Raw genomic sequence first — 16453 nt, forward strand, 5'->3', positions numbered from 1 at the left:
CGTTCCCGCTCGATATGGAGAAGCATCGATGACAAGCGGGCTGGCCCGGGTCACGATCAGCGCCCCCCGGCGGCGGGTCGACGTGGCCCTGCCGGAGCAGGTCCCCCTGGCCGAGCTGCTGCCCGAGGTGCTCCGGCACGCCGGGGAGGGGCTGGCCGACGACGGCGAACGGCACGGCGGCTGGGTGCTGCGGCGGACCGACGGCGCCCCGCTGGCCACCGCGCAGGCGCTGCTGCCCCAGGGCGTCCGCGACGGCGAGGTGCTCCATCTCGTCCCGGCCCGCGCCGAGTGGCCCGAGTTGGAGTACGACGACGTGGTCGAGGCCATCGCCGACGGCGCCCGACGCCGCGGCGCCGCCTGGTCGTCCCGGGCCACCCGGGCCGCGGCGCTCGCCGGGGCGGGCGTGCCGCTTGCCGTCGGGCTGCTCGCCGTGCTGGCCGCCGGTCCGGGGCCGCGCGACGGGTGGCCGGTCGCCGGCGTGGTGGCCCTGCTCCTGGTGCTCGCCGCCACCGCCGCGTCCCGGGCGTACGGGGACGGGCCGGTCGGCGCCACCCTCGGCGGGTACGCGCTGCCCTGGGCCGCCGCGGCCGGCGCCCTGGCGGTCGGCTCCGGCGACCCTGTCGGCCCGTTCGGGCCGCTGCGCTGGGTCGGCGCGCCCGAACTGCTCGCCGGCTCGGTGGCGCTGCTGCTGGTGTCGGTGCTCGGCCTGCTCGGGGTGGCCAGCCGGTCCCGGGTCTTCCTGGCCGGCGCGACCACCGGCGCGGCCGGCGCGGCAGCCGGCCTCGGCGGGCTGTTCCTCGACCCGGCCGGCACCGCCGCCGTGCTGCTCTGCGCGCTGGTCTTCGCGCTCGGCGGGCTGCCGCTGCTGGCCATCCGGCTCGGCAAGGTGCCGCTGCCGCCGATCACCCTGCCCGCGCCGGCCGGCGGCCCACCCGGCGTCCGCGACCTGCCCGACCGGGGCCGGGTGCACGCGGCCGTGGCCCGCACCGAGGAGATGCTGACCGGGATGCTGCTCGGGCACGCGGTGCTGGCCGTGCTGGCCACGGCCGTGCTCGCCACCACCGGCGGGCTCGCCGGTCGGCTGCTCGTGGCGGTCGGCTGCGGGGTGCTGCTGCTGCGCTCCCGGCTCTTCGTGGCGGTCCGCCACCGGGTGCCCGCCGTCGCCGCCGGGCTGGCCGGGTACGCGCTCCTCGGCGCGGTGCTCGCCGGCCGGTCCGGCCCGGCCGGCCGGCTGGCGCTGTCCCTCGGCGGGCTGGCCCTGGCCCTGGTGGCCGTCGCGGCCGGCGCCACGTACGCCCGCCGGCCGGTCTCCCCGTACCTGGGCCGGCTGGCCGACCTGACCGACACCGCGCTGGTGGTCGCGGTGGTCCCGGTGGCCTGCGCGGTGCTCGACCTCTACGACCGGGCCCGGGGCCTGCTCGGCTGACCGGCACGCACGAGGGCCCGGGTCGCTCGGTGGAGCGGCCCGGGCCCGTCGGCGCGGATCAGGTCAGTGCAGGGTCTCGCCGCGCTCGGCGGCCTCCTTGGCGCGCTGGTACGAGGCCACGATCTCGGCCTCGGCCTCGGTGCGGCCCACCCAGGTCGCGCCCTCGACCGACTTGCCCGGCTCCAGGTCCTTGTAGACCTCGAAGAAGTGCTGGATCTCCAGGCGGTCGAACTCGCCCAGGTGGTGGATGTCCCGCAGGTGCTCCTGGCGCGGGTCCTCGTAGGGCACGCAGAGGACCTTGTCGTCGCCGCCCTTCTCGTCGGTCATCCGGAACATGCCGATGGTGCGGCAGCGGATGAGGCAGCCCGGGAAGGTGGGCTCGGGCACCAGCACCAGCGCGTCCAGCGGGTCGCCGTCCTCGCCCAGGGTGCCCTCGATGAAGCCGTAGTCGGCCGGGTACTGCGTGGAGGTGAAGAGGGTGCGGTCCAGCCGGATCCGGCCGGTCGCGTGGTCCACCTCGTACTTGTTGCGGTGACCCTTCGGGATCTCAACCGTGACGTCGAAATCCATCTCCCACGCTCCCTCGTTTGCCCACGCTGGCTAACGGAACCAGTGGCGCCGCCCACCGGCCGGGGTGAACCTCCCCCGCCGGCTCCGACCGCCGCATAGTGTTCGGACCGAAGTAGTGTCACCCAAGGCGCTTAGAGGCGGGGGAGGAGGGGGTCGTGGGGAGGGAAGATTCACACTACCGCCCCGAGGGGGTTGACGGGCGCAGGTCCGCAGGTTCCGGTTCCGGCGGGGCCACCGGCCGCGTCTCGGTCCCCGGCACCAGCCCCGCCCACCGCCCCGGGCCGCCCGTCGGGTCCGCCCCGGTCGGCCGCGCCAACCCCGGGCAGTACGGCCACCCCGGCCCCCCTGAGCACGGCCGCCCTCAGGAGTACGGCCGTCCGGCCGCGCGGGAGTACGGCCGCCCGCAGGAGTACGGCCGCGCGACCCCGCGGGAGTACGGCCACGCCGACCCCCGGCAGCACGGTCACCCGGACCCCCGGGACCACGGCCCGGGTCCGGTCGCCCCGGTGAGCTGGCCCGGCTACGACGCGCCCGGCGCCATTCCGGTGAGCCCGCCCGTCCCGCCGGTCGGCGCCGCGCCGCTCCCGCCGCCCCCGCCACCCCGCCGGCGCCCGGTCCGGCTGGTCGCGGTGCTGGCCAGCGTGCTGATCGTCGCCCTCGCGGCGGTCGGGCTGGCCGTGGTCCGTCCCGGGCCGCTGGCCGGCTGGCTGGGCGGCGAGGACAGCCGCACCGCCGCCGCGCGGACGCCCGAGCCGCCCCCGCCCGCCGTGCTGGCCGCCGCCGACGGCAACGCGCCGCTGCCCACCCCCGAGGGGGTACGCGCCGCGCTCGAACCCCTGGTCCGCGCCGCCGCGCTCGGCGACCGGGTGAACGTGTCGGTGGCCGACGTGACCACCGGCCAGGCGCTCTACGGCAGCGGGCAGGACGCCCCGACCGTGCCCGCCTCGGTGACCAAGCTGGCCACCGGGGTCGCCGTGCTGGCCGCGCGCGGCCCGGCGTACCGGATCCCCACCCGGGCGGTGGCCGGCGCGGCCCCCGGCGAGGTGGTCCTGGTGGGTGGCGGCGACCCGACCCTCGCGGTCGACAAGAACGGCTTCTACCCGGGCGCGGCCCGGCTGGACGACCTCGCCGCCCAGGTGCGCAAGGCGCTCGGCGGCACCGCCCCGACCACTGTCACCGTCGACTCGTCCCTGTTCACCGGCCCGGTGTACGGGCCCGGCTGGGACTCCGACATCCCCACCGGCGGGTTCGGCGCGGCGATCACCGCGCTGATGACCGACGGCGCGCGGCGGGATCCGGCCGAGGCCCGCCGGACCGAGGAGGCCATGAACCACGCCGCCGAGCGGGTGCCCCAACCGGACCTGACCGCCGGCCGGCAGTTCGCGAAGCTCCTCGGGCTCTCCGGGGCTGCCGCCGAGGTGAAGCGGGGCACCGCGCCCGCCGACTCCGGGGCGTCCACGGCCGGCACGCCCGCTCCCGGCACCGAGCTGGGCAAGGTCGAGTCGCTGCCGATGGTCCGCCTGGTCGACATCATGATCAGCGACAGCGACAACGTGATCGCCGAGGCGATGGCCCGCCAGGTCGCGCTCGCCAAGGGCAAGCCCGGCTCGTTCGCCGGCGGCGCGGCCGCCACCGACCAGGTGCTCGGCGAGCTGGGCCTGCCGGCCGACGAGATCAGCCTGGCCGACGGCAGCGGGCTGTCCCGCACCAACCGGATCAGCCCGTCGCTGCTCACCGACCTCATCACGCTGGCCGGCAACGGGAGCCACCCCGACCTGGCCGCGATCTTCGGCGGCCTCCCGGTCGGCGGCTGGTCCGGCACCCTGGACGAGCGCTACCAGGCGTCGGTGACGAAGGCCGGTGCCGGCGTGGTCCGGGCGAAGACCGGGACGCTCAGCGGGGTGAACGCCATCGCCGGGCTGGTGACCACGGCCGACGGCCGGCTGCTCACCTTCGCCGTCCTCACCGACCGCACGCCGGACACCCTCGACGAGACCCGGCAGGCCCTCGACCGGATCACCTCCGCGCTGGCCGGCTGCGGCTGCCGCTGACCGACCCCACCGTGTGACCGGCGTCGATCGGCCGGCGCGAGCCCCGGTTGGGGTGTCGCGGCGCGGGTACGGTGGGTTCATGGCGCAGTTCGTGGACTGGGATCTGGCCGCCGCGACCGCGGGGGCGCTGGGCAAGTCGGGCCCCCGGGTGTCGTACGCCGAGGCCACCGACGTGGTGGGCGAACTGCGCCGGCTGACCGAGGAGGCGGCCGGTCACGTCGCCGACTACACCGGCCTGCGCTCCCAGGTCGCCCACCCGCCGGTGCGCGTGGTCGACCGCCGCGACTGGGCGGCCGCCAACATCGCCGGGCTGCGCGAGGTGATCACCCCGCTGGTGGACCGGCTCTCCGGCGACAAGCGCCCCGGGCCGATCACCGAGGCGATCGGTTCCCGGCTCACCGGGGTGCAGGCCGGCACCGTGCTGGCGTACCTCTCCGGCCGGGTCCTCGGCCAGTACGAGGTCTTCGCCGGCGACCCCGGCCAGCTCCTGCTGGTCGCCCCGAACATCGTCGAGGTGGAGCGGAAGCTGGACGCCGACCCCAGGGACTTCCGGCTCTGGGTCTGCCTGCACGAGGTGACCCACCGCACCCAGTTCACCGCCGTGCCGTGGATGCGCGCGTACTTCCTCAGCGAGGTGCAGGCGTTCGTCGACGCGTCGAAGGGCGGCGAGCACGTGCTGGAGCGGCTGCGCCGTGGCGTGGCCACGCTCGCCGACGCGGTGAAGAACCCGGACAGCCGGGCCAGTGTGCTGGACATCGTGCAGACCCCGGCGCAGCGGGCCGTGCTGGACCGGCTCACCGCGCTCATGACCCTGTTGGAGGGGCACGCCGAGTTCGTCATGGACGGCGTCGGCCCGCAGGTCATCCCCAGCGTCGAGTCGATCCGGGCGGCGTTCAACCGCCGCCGCGAGTCCGGCAACCCCCTGGAGAAGGCGATCCGCCGGCTGCTCGGCATCGAGGTCAAGATGCGCCAGTACGCCGAGGGCCGCAAGTTCGTGCACGGGGTGGTGGACCGGGTCGGCATGGCCGGCTTCAACAAGATCTTCTCCTCGCCGCTCACCCTGCCCCGGCTCGACGAGCTGGGCGACCCGGACGCCTGGGTGGCCCGGGTGCACGGCGGCCCGGCGAACGTGCCCCCGGCCGCCGGCTGAGTTGGCCCCGCTCGCCCCGCCGGTCGCCGCCGTCCGGCTCGCCGTACGCCGGGCGCTGGCCGGGCTGCCCGGGGCCGGGCCGGTGCTGGTGGCCTGCTCCGGCGGCGCCGACTCGCTCGCCCTGGCGGCCGCCACCGCCTTCGTGGCGCCCCGCCTCGGCCGCCGGGCCGGTCTCGTGACCGTCGACCACGGCCTGCAACCCGGCTCGGCCGAGCGCGCCGAGGGGGTGGCCCGGTGGGCGGCCGAGAGCGGGCTCGACCCCGTCGAGGTGGTCCCGGTGACCGTCGCCGGCCGGCCCGGCGGCCCGGAGGCGGCCGCCCGCGAGGCCCGGTACGCCGCCCTCGTCGCCGCCGCCCGCCGGCACGACGCGGCCGGGGTCCTGCTCGGGCACACCCGGGACGACCAGGCCGAGACGGTGCTGCTCGCGCTGGCCCGGGGCGCCGGCCCGCGCGGCCTCTCGGGCATGCCGCCCCGGCGCGAGCTGGACGGCGTGCCGCTGCTGCGCCCGCTGCTCGACGTCTCCCGCGACGACACCCGGGAGGCGTGCGCGGCGCTCGGGCTCACGCCGTGGGCGGACCCGCACAACGTCGACCCCGCGTACGCCCGGTCGCGGGTCCGCGCCGACCTGCTTCCGGCGCTTGTCGAGGCGCTCGGTCCCGGGGTGGTGGGCAATCTGGCCCGGACCGCCCGGCTGCTGGCCGCCGACACCGCCGCGCTGGACGACCTCGCGGCCGCCGCGCTCACCGAGGTCCGGGCCGCCGAGGGCGGGCTATCGGTCGACGGCCTGGCCGCGCTGCCGGCGGCGGTACGCACCCGGGTGCTGCACGCCTGGGCCCGCGAGCTGGGCGCCCCGCCGGCCGCCCTGTCGCACCGGCACGTGGCGGCGCTGGACGCCCTGGTCACCGACTGGCACGGGCAGGGCCCCGCGCACCTGCCCGGCGGCCTCCCGGTGCGCCGCCAGGCCGGTCGCCTCACCACCTGACCAGCCCCGGCGGACCGCCCGCCGGAACGCCGGCCCACCGAGGTGGCGGTGTTCCACCGCACGGGACACCGCCGGCTCGCCGAGCCGGCGGTGGTGGGCGCGCCGAGGGGTCGCCGGGAGCCGCCGGAGGCGGTAGACAGGGCGCATGGCGTACCCCCGACAGCCGTTGCTGGCCCCCCAGGGCGCCGTCGCGACCAGCCAGCCGCTCGCGGCGGCCGCGGGCCTGGCCGTGCTGCGGCGCGGCGGCAACGCCGTCGACGCGGCGCTGGCCACCGCGATCACCCTGACCGTGGTGCAGCCGCCCTCGAACGACATCGGCGGCGACCTGTTCGCGATCGTCTGGGACGGTGAGCGGCTGCACGGTTTGAACGCCTCCGGCCGCTCCCCGGCGGCGCTGACCCGGGAGCTGGTGCTGGCCGCGACGGACCGGCGCGGCGCCGCGCCGGTCGACGCGCTCGGCGGCGCGCAGGGCGAGGGGCGCACCGTGCCGGCCCGGGGCTGGCTGCCGGTGACCGTGCCGGGCGCACCGGCCGGCTGGCGGGACCTGCACGAGCGGTTCGGCTCGCTGCCCTTCGCCGACCTGTTCGCCGACGCGATCGGCTACGCCGAGCGCGGCTACCCGGTGGCCCCGGGCACGGCGGCCACCTGGGCGCGCGGGGTGGCCGCGCACGACGGGCTGACCGGCGCGGAGCACGCCGAGTTCCGCCGGGTGTTCACGGTGGACGGCCGGGCGCCGCGGCCGGGGGAGTGGTGGCGCAACCCCGACGCGGCCGGCACGCTGCGGCGGATCGCGGAGAGCGGCGCGGCGGACTTCTACCGGGGGCGGATCACGGCGGCGATCGACGACCACGCGGCCCGCACCGGCGGGTTCCTCACCGGGGACGACCTGGGCCGGCACGCGTCGACCTGGGTCGATCCGGTCTCGGTCCGCTACCGGGGGCACGAGGTGTGGGAGCTGCCGCCCAACGGGCAGGGGATCGCCGCGCTGCTGGCGCTCCAGATCCTCGACGGGGTGGACCTGGCCGCGCTGTCGCCGGAGGAACGGCTGCACTGGCAGATCGAGGCCGTGAAGCTCGGCTTCGCCGACGCGCACGCCCACGTGGCCGACCCGGAGCGGGCCGAGGTGCCGACGGCGCTGCTCGACAGGGGCTACGCGGCGGCCCGCCGGGCGCTGGTCACCGGGCGGGCGGGTGACCCGGTGGCCGGCGAGCCGGAGCGCGGCGGCACCGTCTACCTCTGCACGGCCGACGCCGGCGGCATGATGGTCAGCCTGATCCAGTCGACCTACCTGGCGTTCGGCTCGCACGTGGTCGTCCCCGGGCACGGCTTCGCGCTGCAGAACCGCGGCCTCGGCTTCCGGCTCGACAGGCACCACCCCAACGTCGTGGGGCCGGCGAAACGGCCGTTCCACACGATCATCCCGGGCTTCCTGACCCGGGACGGGGCACCGGTCGGACCGTTCGGGGTGATGGGCGGGCACATGCAGCCGCAGGGGCACGTGCAGCTCGTCTCGGCCACCGTCGACGCGGGGCGTGACCCGCAGGCGGCCCTGGACACCCCGCGCTGGTACTGGCACGCCGGCCGGACCCTGCTGATCGAGCCGGACCTCGACCCCGAGGTGGTCGCGGGGTTGCGGTCGCGCGGGCACGAGGTCACCGTCGCGGCCGAGCCGTCGGTCTTCGGGTACGGCCAGGCGATCTGGCGTGCGCCCGGTGGCGGGTACGTGGCCGGGTCGGAGTCCCGGGTCGACGGCGCGATGCTGGGCTGGTGATCAGGCGTCGACCCGCTCCCGGAAGGTCGTCCGGTAGGCGTGCGGGGTGGTGCCCACCCGGCGGGTGAAGTGGTGCCGCAGCGCCGCCGCGTCGCCGAACCCGGCCTGGTCGGCGACGCTCTCGACGCTCAGCCGGGTCTCCTCCAGCAGCCGGCGGGCCAGCAGCACCCGCTGGTTGGTCAGCCAGTCGTGCGGGGTGGTGCCGGTCTCGGCGCGGAACCGGCGGGCGAAGGTACGCGGAGCCATCCCGGCCCGGGCGGCCAGCTCGTCCACGGTCACCGCCCGGTCCAGGTGCCCCATGAGCCACTCCAGCACCGGCTCCAGGGTGGGCGCCTCGGGCGCCTTGGGGATGGGCGCCTCGACGTACTGGGACTGGCCGCCGTCGCGGTGCGGTGGGACGACCATCCGGCGGGCGAGCCGGGTGGCCGTGGCCGAGCCGTGCTCCTGGCGGACCAGGTGCAGGCAGGCGTCGATCCCGGCGGCGGTGCCGGCGCTGGTGAGCAGCCGGCCGTCCTGCACGTAGAGCGAGTTGCACTGCACCCGGGCCGCCGGGAACCGCTCCTGGAGCTCGTCGACGTGCCGCCAGTGGGTGGTGCAGTCCCGCCCGTCGAGCAGCCCGGCCTCACCGAGCACGAACGCCCCGGAGCAGACGCTGAGCAGCCAGGCGCCCCGGTCGGCGGCCCGCCGCAGCGCGGCCAGCACGGGCTCGGGGACCGGCGTCCGCCCGTCACCGTGCGCGGGCACCGCCACCAGGTCGGCGGACTCGATCGGGGTCAGGCCGGCGGTCGGGGTGAGCTGGAAGCCGGACCGGCTGCGGACCGGCCCGCCGTCGACGGTGCAGACGTCGAACCGGTAGCCGGGGAAGCCGTCGGCGGTGCGGTCGGTGCCGAACACCTCCGCGACGACCCCGAGTTCGAACACGGCGACCTCTTCGAGGGCGACGACGGCGACCGAGCGAAGCATGTGACGAGGGTAACCCGACAGGTGGCAGGAAATCGAGGCTCACTGGCATTTCTGCCACTGTCCGATGGGTACGGCGGCTCGCAGAATTGATGGTGTCCGGTGCGCACCGGCGGCGAAACCCACATCAACCACGCGAAAGTGAGCGCCGCCATGACCGTTCTGCTGCTCCTCCTCTTCCTGCTCCTCCTCGTGGGCGCCAGCGCCTCCGGGCTGACCGCCGACAGCCGCGACTCGGCCGACTGGAAGCCGACCGAGGACGGGCGCCGCTGGCGCTCGCGCACCTGCTGAGGTGATTTGCTCCGTCTGCGCCGTTAATCCCCGGCGGGACCGCGCCAAAAGGGGCGGCCCCGCCGACGGAGGCCATAGGGCGTACGGCAGGCTAGGAGCATGGCTGACGGCTCCTGGTACGACGCCGACATCGACCACGTGATCATCTCCGAGGCGCAGATCCGCGAGAAGACCGCTGAACTGGCCAAGCAGGTCTCGGCGGACTACGCGCACGTCGAGGACGGTCTCCTGCTCGTCTGCGTGCTCAAGGGCGCGGTCATGTTCATGGCCGACTTCGCCCGCGCGCTGGGCCGCCAGGGCCCGCCCGCCGAGCTGGACTTCATGGCCATCTCCTCGTACGGCCAGGGCACCACCTCCTCCGGCGTGGTGCGGATCCTCAAGGACCTGGACCGGGACATCGCCGGCCGGCACGTGGTGGTCGTCGAGGACATCGTCGACTCCGGCCTGACCCTCTCCTGGCTGCTGCGTTACCTGGAGTCGCGCTCCGCGGCCAGCGTCGAGGTGGTCGCCCTGTTCCGCAAGCCGGACGCGGTGAAGGTGCCGGTCCCCGTGAAGTACGTGGGCTTCGACATCCCGACCGAGTTCGTGGTCGGCTACGGCCTCGACTTCGGCGAGCGCTACCGCGAGCTGCCCTACGTCGGCGTGCTGAAGCCCGAGGTCTACGCCCGGGCCTGACCCCGGCGCCCCGCCGGTCGTCAGCCGACGTTCAGCGGGCTCTCAGCCTTCCGGTCTACGGTAGAGGCCGGTGACGTGGAGGCACCCTCCACGCCCGACCCCTCGAACCGCGTGACCGGGCGGTCGGGTGGCCGGGTGGGGAGCTCCCCGCCACGCCGGCTCAAACCCGGGTTCGCCGTACGCGTAAGTGCCGGGCTCGCAAGCTCACATCTGGCACGAACGGTGTACCGTCGAATGACCGCGGCGCGGCAGTTCGCGCGTCTCGGGGTCGGGGCCGGCCCGCACGGCGGCTGCGGCCGCCGCCCGAGGCGGCGACACCATTCAGACGGTCAGGACGTCGATCAGGAGGATGCGGGCGCCTCGGTGCCCGACAACAGCATGGAACGTACGCGTTTCTTCCGCCGACCGGTGGTCTGGATCATCCTGGTCATCCTCGGCGCCGTTGTGCTCAGTCAACTCTTCACGGCTGGCCCCAGCTACCACCGCGTGGACACGTCGGTGGCGCTCGACCAGCTCCACACCGCAAAGATCAACAAGGCGGTCTTCCAGGACAAGGAGCAGACGCTCCAGCTCGACCTGGCCCAGAAGACGAAGTTCGGCGACACCACCACCGACCGGATCGAGGCCCAGTTCCCCTACGAGGTGGGCAGCCAGATCTGGGGCGAGGTGCTGGACGCCAAGGCGGCCAACCGGATCACCGGCCCGGCCGACACCAAGGTGTCGTCGGACAGCATCTGGGTGAGCCTGCTGGTCAACCTCCTGCCCATCGCGCTGCTCGTGCTCCTGCTGCTGTTCTTCATGTCGCAGATGCAGGGCGGCGGCTCCCGGGTGCTCAACTTCGGCAAGTCCAAGGCGAAGATGATCACCAAGGACACGCCGAAGACCACCTTCGCGGACGTGGCCGGGGCGGACGAGGCCGTCGAGGAACTGCACGAGATCAAGGACTTCCTGCAGAACCCGGCGAAGTACCAGGCCCTGGGCGCCAAGATCCCGAAGGGCGTGCTGCTCTTCGGCCCGCCCGGAACCGGTAAGACCCTGCTCGCCCGCGCGGTCGCCGGTGAGGCCGGCGTGCCGTTCTACTCCATCTCCGGCTCGGACTTCGTGGAGATGTTCGTCGGTGTCGGCGCCAGCCGGGTCCGCGACCTCTTCGAGCAGGCCAAGTCGAACGCGCCCGCCATCGTCTTCGTCGACGAGATCGACGCGGTCGGCCGGCACCGTGGCGCCGGCATGGGCGGCGGCCACGACGAGCGGGAGCAGACCCTCAACCAGCTGCTGGTCGAGATGGACGGCTTCGACACCAAGGGCGGGGTCATCCTGATCGCCGCCACCAACCGGCCCGACATCCTCGACCCGGCGCTGCTGCGCCCGGGCCGCTTCGACCGGCAGATCCCGGTCGACGCCCCCGACATGGAGGGCCGCAAGGCCATCCTGCGGGTGCACGCCAAGGGCAAGCCGTTCACGCCCGACGTCGACCTCGACTCGGTCGCCCGGCGCACCCCCGGCTTCAGCGGCGCCGACCTGGCCAACGTGATCAACGAGTCCGCGCTGCTCACCGCCCGCAAGGACCAGCGGGCGATCACCAACGACTCCCTGGAGGAGTCGATCGACCGGGTGATCGCCGGTCCGCAGCGCCGGACCCGGGTGATGAGCGACCAGGAGAAGAAGATCACCGCGTACCACGAGGGTGGGCACGCTCTTGTCGCCTGGGCGCTGCCGCACGCCGCGCCCGTGCACAAGGTGACCATCCTGTCCCGGGGCCGGTCGCTGGGCCACACCCTGGTCCTGCCGACCGAGGACAAGTACACCCAGACCCGGGCCGAGATGATCGACACCCTGGCGTACGCGCTGGGTGGCCGGGCCGCCGAGGAACTGGTGTTCCACGAGCCCACCACGGGCGCCGGCAACGACATCGAGAAGGCCACGCAGCTGGCCCGCGCGATGATCACCCAGTACGGCATGAGCTCCAAGCTCGGCGCGATCAAGTACGGCACCAGCGGGGACGAGCCGTTCCTCGGCCGCAACATGGGCCACGAGCGGGACTACTCGGACGCGGTGGCCGCCGAGATCGACGGCGAGATGCGGGCGCTGATCGAGCTGGCGCACGACGAGGCCTGGGAGATCCTGGTCGAATACCGGGACGTCCTGGACAACATCGTGCTCGAGCTGATGGAGAAGGAAACCCTCTCCACGGCCGACATGGCCCGGATCTGCGCCCGGGTGGCGAAGCGCCCGCCGATGGCCCCCTACCACGGCTTCGGCAAGCGTCAGCCCTCCACCGAGCCCCCCGTGCTCACCCCGGCCGAGAAGGAGACGCTGAAGGCGCAGGCGCAGGCCGATGGCGCCTCGGTCAGCGGCTCCCCCTCCAACAACTCGGACGGTACCCACTGAGCAGCGACCCGACGGCCAGCTCCCCCAACCGGGAGCTGGCCGTCTCCGCGACCGAGCCCGACGGCGACGACGCGCTCGACTACGTCGCCGCCCGCCTGATCAGCGGCAAGCTGACCGGGCGGCCGGTGGAGGAGAGCGTCGACCTGGCCCGCATCGAGAAGGCGGTCCGGGAGATCCTCGTGGCGGTCGGCGAGGACCCGGACCGGGACGGCCTCCAGCAGACGCCGGCCCGGGTCGCCCGCGCGTACGCCGAGCTCTTCGCCGGCCTGCGGGTCGACCCGGCGCAGGTGCTCAGCACCACCTTCGAGGCCAACCACGAGGAGCTGGTGCTCGTCCGGGACATCGACGTGATGAGCCTCTGCGAGCACCACCTGCTCCCGTTCCGGGGCAGCGCGCACATCGGCTACATCCCCGGGCCGGACGGCCGCATCACCGGCCTGTCCAAGCTGGCCCGGCTGGTCGAGGTGTTCGCCCGGCGCCCGCAGGTGCAGGAGCGGCTGACCTCGCAGATCGCCGACCTGCTGATGACCAAGCTGGCGCCGCGGGGCGTCGTGGTGGTGCTCGAATGCGAGCACATGTGCATGGCGATGCGCGGCATCCAGAAGTCCGGCGCCAAGACCATCACCTCGGCGGTCCGCGGCACCCTCCAGCACGACGCCAAGTCGCGCGCCGAGGCCATGGCGCTGATCATCCCCCGCTGACCGCAGCGAGACAGGGCCCTGCCTCCTGGGAGGGCCCTGTGTCGTGTCCGGGGGTCACCCGCCGCCGCGCGAGCGGCCGGAGGGCGTCGAGTCAGTCGGCCAGCATGGCCAGCAGCAGCCCGGCCGTGGTCAACACCGCCGGGACCAGGCAGACCAGCGCGCCGAAGCGGGGCGTCCGGTCCACCCGGTCGGCCGGGCGGGGCCGGAACAGCCGCCCCACCGCGAGCCAGCCCAGCATGAACGCGACCGCCGGCAACGGCAGCCCGACCACCAGCGCGACAACGGTCAGCGGGCCGGTGCCGGTGGCGAGGAACAGCACGAGCTGGACCAGCGGCACCAGCAGCGCCAGCGGACCGTAGACCAGCAGGTTGCGCGGGTGCGCCGGCCAGCGGGCCAGCCGGGGCAGGCCGCGCGCCGCGAGACTGTCGTCCGCCGAGTCCGCCCAGCCCCGGGCGGACCGCAGGGCGGCCAGCACGGCCGCCGGACCGGCCGCCATCGGTCGGGCCGCCTCGGTCACCTCGGGGGGCGTCGGGACCAGCGAGATCGCGGGTACGCCCAGCTCACGCAGCCGCGACTGCTGCGGGGCGAGCCGCTCACGGACCGCCGTCAGCTCCTCCCGGGCCGCCGCCACCGACCGGGCCTGCTCGCTCGCGGCGGTCGCCGCCGCCCGGCGTACGCCGTCGAGCTGGCGCGCGGCGGCCACGTAGTCCGCCCAGGCCGCCCCGGCCGCGTCCACATCCACCGTCGGGCCGCCGGACCGGGGCGCGGGGACGGCCGTGCCGGTCTCACTCATGGCTCCTCCCCGTTGGCATTCGTGGCGGCCCACTCCGCGCGCTCACGGTGTCACCCCCTCGCCGAAGGGGACCAGCACCGTGCCCTGCTCGCCCGGGCCGTCCCAGAGCACCGCACGGCCCGGCCGGGGACGCCAGAGCACCGGCCGGTCGAACAGCTGCTCCAGCCGGCCACCGGGCACGTCGGTGACCGCCACGGCGGTGAGCTTGTCCACCTCGCCCTCCGGACCGAGCAGCCCGGCCAGCGGCGCCACCGTGCGCCACCAGCCGAGCAGGTGCCGGCCGGCGGGCGGCCCCTCCAACAGCAGCGCGCGCAGCAACTCGGGCGGCAGCTCGGTCGCGTCCGGCACGTCCAGCCCGAACACCACGAGGTAGCCCGGCTCGTCCGCCGCCATGGCCGCCCGCAAGCCGATCACGTCGACCGTCTCCACCCGGTGCCGCCCGGCCAGCTCGGCGGCGAGCACGCCGGCCGGCTCGGCCGAGCCGTTGGCCAGCGGCGCCAGCACGAACCGCGCCGCGCCCGGGTGCGCCGCCGCCGCGCTGCGGACCGCGGTGACCAGCAGCCGCTCCGCCTCGTCGTCCCGGCCCAGCACGGCCAGGTTGCGGCCGGCGGCCGGCCCGAGCGGCACGGCCACCGTGGAGCGCCGGACGTCCACCGCCCGGCCGAGCAGCGCGGCCGGCGCGTGCGCCCGACCGGCCAACGCGGCCCGGTGCCGCGGGTCGTTGGCGAGCAGCGGGCGGGCGAACCCGGCGAAGACCACCGGCGGGGCGGCACCCTCGGGCCGGGCAGACCAGAGCCGGTGCCGCAGGTCGGCGAGGACCTCGGGGTTCTCGTGCGGGTCGGGGAAACGGATCATCCGCTCGTGGCCCCGGGTCGCGCCGCGCGGGCCGCCCAGCCCGCCGGCGGTGTTCACCACCGCGCTGCCCACCGGCAGGCCGGCCGCCGAGTCGTTTGTCGGCTCCAGCACGGCCGAACCCCCGGGCAGCGCCACCCGGACCGGGAACTGGCCGAGCAGCGGGTCCCGCGGGCCGCCGATGCCGAGGTCGCCCTCGCCGGCCAGGACCAGGTGGATCCCGTACGACCGGGCGGCGCGGGCCAGCGCGTCCAGCCGGGCCAGCAGGTCGGTGGCGAGCCGGTCCCGCTCGCGCAGCAGCAGCGGGAAGTTGTCGATCACGCAGACGATCCGGGGCAGCGACTGGTGCTGGCGCAGCTCGGCGTAGCGCTGCCCGCCGGCTCGCCGGGCCGCCTCCTCGCGGCGGCGCAGCTCCGCCTCCAGCTCGCCGAACAGGTCCGCCACGTACTCCCGGTCGGCGGCCATCCCGGCGGCCCGGACCTGCGGCACCCAGGACCGGTCCCGCTCGGTCTGGAGGAACTCCACGAAGGACTCGCCGTCGTCGAGGTCGGCCAGGTAGAGGATCAGCTCGTCGGGGCCGTAGCGGGCGGCCAGGCCGAAGAGCGCGTCGGTGAGGAACGCCGACCGGCCGGCCTGCGACCGGCCGCTCACCAGCCAGTGCGGGGTCAGCTCGGTGAAGCCCAGGCTGACCGGCCGCCCGGCGGCGTCACCGACAGTCGTGACGAGCCCGTCGACCGAACCCTCCGCCCACAGCTCGCCGTCGGGCAGCAGGTCGGTGAGGGCGAGGCGGGAGCCGTCCTCGATCTGCCGGACCAGCCGCCGGCACACCCCGGCCACCAGCTCCTCGGGCGGGTCCTCGTCCAGGAAGACCGGGCAGTTCAACCCGCCCGGCGGCTCCGCCCCGGGACCGCTGAAGCCGGCGGCGGGCGGATCCCCGACCAGCGCGTACGCGGTGCGCACCGCGAGCGGCGTGGCCTGCGGCAGCGGCACCGAGTCGGGCCAGCCGGCCACCACCAGGTGCAGCCCGGCCCGGGGACCCTGCGCCGCCAGCTCGGCGAGCCGGTCGAGATCGGACGGTGCGGCCCCGTCCGGCAGGGCGGCCACCACCAGCAGCAGAGTGCGGTCGTGCCCGCGCTGACGGGCCGTGCCGGCGGCCACCCACTGCTCGGCCTCGGCAAGCACCGCCCGGAAGCCGGTCAGGTCGGTGGCGGGAGGCGGCAGCAGGCCCGCGTCGGCCAGCGGCGCGTAACCAGCCAGCGTGGCGACCAGGCCCCCGTCGACCGCGCGGGCCAGCAGGGCGCCGGCCGGGCTGGCCGCGAACAGCCGCAGCAGAAGGGCCCGGAGCAGCCCGGCCACCCGCGGGTCGCCGGCGTCGGCGTCGACGCTCAGATGTCCGCTGCCCAGCAGCGGCACGAGCGCGGGGAACCGGGCGTCGTCCAGCGGCGCGGCGGTGCCGACCCGGACGAAGGAGGGCGGGCCGTCCCCGGGCGGGCTCGTCGGGGTCAACGTCTCCAGCGGGTCACCGGCCCAACCGGGGGCGGCGAGCGCCGCCGCGGCACGGAGCCGCTCGGCCAGCTCGTACTGCCGGTGGTGATCGGCGGGCGCGGGCCGGATCTCGTCGAGGATCGCGGCCGCCGCGGTCGCGGTGGCCTCGGCCCTGCGGTGCAGCGCGGCGGCCCGGCCGGCGCGCGCCTTCGGACTCGCCACCCGTCCACCTCTCTTCCCGAGGCCGACATCTCCTCCCCGATGGTGACGGTATCCCAGCCGGGGGCCGTCCTCCGGGATGTCGGTCGGCGCGGTGCCCGGCTCCGCGGTGAGCAGCCTCACCCGCCCGGAGGCTCCG

13 protein-coding genes are annotated in these 16453 nt (G+C 75.7%); 9 read left to right on the forward strand and 4 right to left on the reverse strand.

Going from position 1 to position 16453, the window contains the following annotated elements; all coding sequences use genetic code 11:
• The first annotated feature begins 28 nt into the window (after positions 1–28).
• On the forward strand, positions 29–1426 hold the full coding sequence (gene eccD, locus GA0070603_RS21495; RefSeq protein ID WP_091316996.1) for a type VII secretion integral membrane protein EccD: 1398 nt from the start codon (positions 29–31) through the stop codon (positions 1424–1426).
• Between the two features lie 63 nt (positions 1427–1489).
• Here the strand turns inward: eccD and GA0070603_RS21500 are convergent, their stop codons facing one another.
• Positions 1490–1996, reverse strand: coding sequence for an inorganic diphosphatase (locus GA0070603_RS21500; RefSeq protein WP_091266984.1), 507 nt, complete (start codon positions 1994–1996; stop codon positions 1490–1492).
• A 545-nt stretch (positions 1997–2541) separates the two neighbouring features.
• On the opposite strand from GA0070603_RS21500, the gene dacB reads away from it, so the two are divergent.
• The 4 genes from dacB to GA0070603_RS21520 all read left to right on the forward strand — a co-directional run bounded on the left by dacB (position 2542) and on the right by GA0070603_RS21520 (position 7950).
• Positions 2542–4047, forward strand: coding sequence for a D-alanyl-D-alanine carboxypeptidase/D-alanyl-D-alanine endopeptidase (gene dacB / locus GA0070603_RS21505; RefSeq protein WP_425270514.1), 1506 nt, complete (start codon positions 2542–2544; stop codon positions 4045–4047).
• A 79-nt stretch (positions 4048–4126) separates the two neighbouring features.
• Entirely contained in the window at positions 4127–5197 is a 1071-nt protein-coding gene (locus GA0070603_RS21510; protein WP_091317002.1) for a zinc-dependent metalloprotease, read from the forward strand.
• A 1-nt stretch (position 5198) separates the two neighbouring features.
• Positions 5199–6179 (forward strand): tRNA lysidine(34) synthetase TilS, encoded by a 981-nt coding sequence (gene tilS / locus GA0070603_RS21515; RefSeq protein WP_091317004.1) that lies wholly within the window; start codon positions 5199–5201, stop codon positions 6177–6179.
• A gap of 145 nt (positions 6180–6324) precedes the next feature.
• A complete protein-coding gene (locus GA0070603_RS21520; protein ID WP_091317006.1) occupies positions 6325–7950 on the forward strand; it encodes a gamma-glutamyltransferase family protein in 1626 nt (541 codons plus the stop codon).
• Here GA0070603_RS21520 and GA0070603_RS21525 read toward each other — a convergent pair whose 3' ends face one another.
• On the reverse strand, positions 7951–8913 hold the full coding sequence (locus tag GA0070603_RS21525; RefSeq protein ID WP_091317008.1) for a GlxA family transcriptional regulator: 963 nt from the start codon (positions 8911–8913) through the stop codon (positions 7951–7953).
• 150 nt (positions 8914–9063) lie between these two features.
• On the opposite strand from GA0070603_RS21525, the gene GA0070603_RS31575 reads away from it, so the two are divergent.
• The 4 genes from GA0070603_RS31575 (at position 9064) to folE (ending at position 12965) form a co-directional block, all read left to right on the forward strand.
• Positions 9064–9201, forward strand: coding sequence for a hypothetical protein (locus tag GA0070603_RS31575; RefSeq protein WP_167544575.1), 138 nt, complete (start codon positions 9064–9066; stop codon positions 9199–9201).
• A 99-nt stretch (positions 9202–9300) separates the two neighbouring features.
• On the forward strand, positions 9301–9876 hold the full coding sequence (hpt, locus tag GA0070603_RS21535) for a hypoxanthine phosphoribosyltransferase (RefSeq protein WP_091317014.1): 576 nt from the start codon (positions 9301–9303) through the stop codon (positions 9874–9876).
• A 378-nt stretch (positions 9877–10254) separates the two neighbouring features.
• The gene (ftsH, locus tag GA0070603_RS21540; protein ID WP_091322173.1) at positions 10255–12264 is read left to right on the forward strand and encodes an ATP-dependent zinc metalloprotease FtsH; all 2010 of its coding nucleotides are present in this window, start codon (positions 10255–10257) and stop codon (positions 12262–12264) included.
• Between the two features lie 35 nt (positions 12265–12299).
• Positions 12300–12965 carry a GTP cyclohydrolase I FolE gene (folE, locus tag GA0070603_RS21545; protein WP_091317017.1) on the forward strand — a complete coding sequence of 222 codons (666 nt, stop codon included), beginning with the start codon at positions 12300–12302 and terminating at the stop codon, positions 12963–12965.
• Positions 12966–13056: 91 nt separating this feature from the next.
• Here folE and GA0070603_RS21550 read toward each other — a convergent pair whose 3' ends face one another.
• Positions 13057–13758: a hypothetical protein gene (locus GA0070603_RS21550; protein ID WP_091317020.1), complete on the reverse strand. Its 702-nt coding sequence runs from the start codon at positions 13756–13758 to the stop codon at positions 13057–13059.
• Positions 13759–13800: 42 nt separating this feature from the next.
• The gene (locus tag GA0070603_RS21555) at positions 13801–16317 is read right to left on the reverse strand and encodes an FtsK/SpoIIIE domain-containing protein (protein ID WP_091317022.1); all 2517 of its coding nucleotides are present in this window, start codon (positions 16315–16317) and stop codon (positions 13801–13803) included.
• Between the last annotated feature and the right edge of the window lie 136 nt (positions 16318–16453).

This window comes from Micromonospora chersina (genome assembly GCF_900091475.1).
GTDB classification, from domain to species: domain Bacteria; phylum Actinomycetota; class Actinomycetes; order Mycobacteriales; family Micromonosporaceae; genus Micromonospora; species Micromonospora chersina.